The 2,728-nt window shown below is 44.2% G+C and carries 2 protein-coding genes; both read right to left on the bottom strand.

Annotation, left to right across the window (positions count from 1 at the left end; genetic code table 11):
- Window positions 1–189: 189 nt before the first annotated feature.
- The gene (locus LBH98_09510; protein ID MDR0304982.1) at window positions 190–450 is read right to left on the bottom strand and encodes a hypothetical protein; all 261 of its coding nucleotides are present in this window, start codon (window positions 448–450) and stop codon (window positions 190–192) included.
- Between the two features lie 97 nt (window positions 451–547).
- Window positions 548–2,416 carry an IS1634 family transposase gene (locus LBH98_09505; GenBank protein MDR0304981.1) on the bottom strand — a complete coding sequence of 623 codons (1,869 nt, stop codon included), beginning with the start codon at window positions 2,414–2,416 and terminating at the stop codon, window positions 548–550.
- Between the last annotated feature and the right edge of the window lie 312 nt (window positions 2,417–2,728).

The raw sequence follows: 2,728 nt of genomic DNA, 5'->3' as shown, positions 1-2,728 counted from the left end.
AAAATCGACTTCCACATGGTCTTTGCCTTTTTGGTTGATAACGATTTTGTCGCCCGTAGAAAGGGCTTTGATGCGCTCGACAACCGGCTTTACGGCTATCCAATAAGAGCCGTTTAGGGACAGGTAAACGATGTTTTTACCCTTAAATTCTAAAAATTTTACAATTTGCTTATTCATAACATTTTAGTTTTATTGTTTGCAATTATGGTATTTGATTTCATTTTTGGAAAAGTCCAATTTAGTCTGCAAGCGCAAATTCCCGAAAAACTTGTCGTAGGATTGGTTGCTTATCCACCATTCAAACAGTTCATCGGCGGTGGCGTTGAAGCGGTTGCCGTATCCGAAAGCGTCCACCATGTATTGAATGCTTTTCTTGATAGCACGTTCAACGCCCGGATAACGCAGCCTGTCGCGCTGTTTCGATTTTCGGGAGGCCATAGGGCAAAACATGCAGCCGATGCGACGAAAGGTGTTGCTATACTTAACCCAACTTGCTTTTTTGCAGCATGTATTTATCACATAATAAGATAGATACGGCATATCTGAATCAATTATGGGGGACTACGGCTTTTTTTCTCATTTTCGGGTTTGACTGTTTAAAATTTAAAGAGCTGTACATTTTTGCCTGTTCCTGATTTGGACGGGTAACGTTGCGCAAAACCAGACTGTCTTTATTTTCAAGTTTCATTCGCGTTGTAACTGCAGTTTGAGAAGACATGATATTTCGAATCGTACTCCATGAACGATTGTCGCCTTCCTGTTTGAGGCCTTGACGAATGGCATGTACCAGTTGATAGGCGACAATTCCAAGAAAAATATGCGCTTCGGAATTTTCGTCTTTTTGATGGTGAATCGGTCGAATATCCAAGTCGGTTTTCAGGCAGCGGAACGTGCTTTCTATTTCGCGTAAAATATTGTAAATCTCCCATATCAATTCTTCCGTCAGCCGTTTTTGCGAACACCTTATAAAATACACGCCCGCTGCGTCCGCCGGCTTCGACTGCTCATAATCGATACCGACGACAATTTTATTTTCGTCTACTCTCGTCTCTATTTTGTACAATTTGCCGATGGATGGATATTTCTGCAGCAGCCTTCCTATCCGCCGATTGACGGCTGCTTCCTCTTTTACCCCTCTTTTTTTGGACAGCGACGATTTGATTTTTTCAAGTTCCGCGACAAAACGTCCGGTCAGCTTGGAGCACATCGACTGCTCTTTTATTTGCTTCATGTCGCTTTTCACATACAAATACAGGTCGCCGTCGTCTTTAGCGTCCGAGGTTGCAATGCTCAATTCTATCGGATGATTGCGGTTGTCGAAGACGGTTTTTAAGCCGTTTTCAGGCAGCGAATAATCCTGCAAATTGCTTCGGGACACGCAGATGTAATCAAATCCGCTTTCTCGCAAAAAGGTCAGGTTTTCTTCCGTTGCAATGCCTGCGTCCATTACCGCTACCGGTTTTGAATGAAATAATCCGGCGTCTGTTTCGCTGTCCGGCGTCAGTCCCGAAATCGCGTCTTTCAGGGTGGCCGGCTCGGATATATTGCCCGGATATATTTTCGAGCGGCGGATGAATCCCCGCCCATCCGTCAAAAGCGCCAATGACACTAATTTGGCGTCGCTCCGTTTTTCTTTGCTGCGGCCATACCGGGCAAGCGCAGAATCTTCCTTGCGGCCTTCAAAATAAAAATTGCTCAGGTCGTACAAGCAAATTCGCATCTTATCGGGGTATTTGGCGGCAAAGTGTTTATAGAGATGCTCTTCGACAATTTCTTTATGTTTGTACAAGCAGCGCGCGGCTTCATAGAGTTTGCGATGGTCGGGCGTTTTGCGAAGCGAAAGCATCTCGCAAAGGGAACTGTCGCTCGCCAGCCAACGGCTTGTTTCAAGTTCCGAAGACGGATGAATCATACGCGATATAATTTCAACGGCTATCAACTTTTCCGCGTCTTCCATTTCTACGTTTTGAGACAAAACTTGCGGCAGCCCGCAGGCGTCGAGCATTTGCTTGGAGAGCCATTCCCCGCCGAATGAGCGGCTGTCTTCATTGGATATTGAATTGACGTCCACTTTCCGAAAATCGCAATTTTCCGCATCGGATTCAGGCGCCGGCGAGGCGGTAGTGGGTGTGCAGTCCAGCAGTTTTTCGTGCAAAATCCTGCGATAGATATGCTCGGCTTCTTTTTCTATGTTTCCCGATATGTTTGGAAACAGCGGATTTATTCCTTTTACTTTTTGCTCTATCCTGTCGCACAAAAGTTTGAAATCCTCCCTCCTGATAGTTTCCAACTTGCCTACATTCAGTATGTTGCGGTGGCGTACTTTGTCGTCGATGCGATACGATTCGCATAGGCGGTAGGTAAAGTAATCTACGTCGGTTTTTTTGTTGTTTTTAACAATTTTCTTTATAAACATACAATATTTTTTTCTCGCTGCAAACATACAACATTAAAATCGATAAAACAAATCGAAAATTACGTTTCTGGGACTACAAACGACCTTTTAAAAGTTAATAATTGTTACACGACTGTGTATCTGTTATATACGTTTATCTATTTCACCGATTTTTGGCTTGAACCGGCATTTTTAGTGGGTAAAAAAGGCAAGTTGGGTTAACGTACGGTAATACACCATTTTTCGAGAGCCGCCGAATTGAAACGACGAAAAAAACCGGTCGGCGTTGCCGTGCATGAGAAACCGTCCGGGCGTTTCGATATTGTCCTCTAT

Source organism: Chitinispirillales bacterium (assembly GCA_031254455.1).
Taxonomy (GTDB): domain Bacteria; phylum Fibrobacterota; class Chitinivibrionia; order Chitinivibrionales; family Chitinivibrionaceae; genus WRFX01.
The sequence above is the reverse complement of the archived record's forward strand: the minus strand, read 5'-3'. Positions and strand labels throughout refer to the sequence as shown.

What these genes read in the sequence shown, in the direction of transcription:
- LBH98_09510 (MDR0304982.1), bottom strand. Translation starts at nt 450, where the DNA reads ATGTTTTGCCCTATGGCCTCCCGAAAATCGAAACAGCGCGACAGGCTG.
- LBH98_09505 (MDR0304981.1), bottom strand. Translation starts at nt 2,416, where the DNA reads ATGTTTATAAAGAAAATTGTTAAAAACAACAAAAAAACCGACGTAGAT.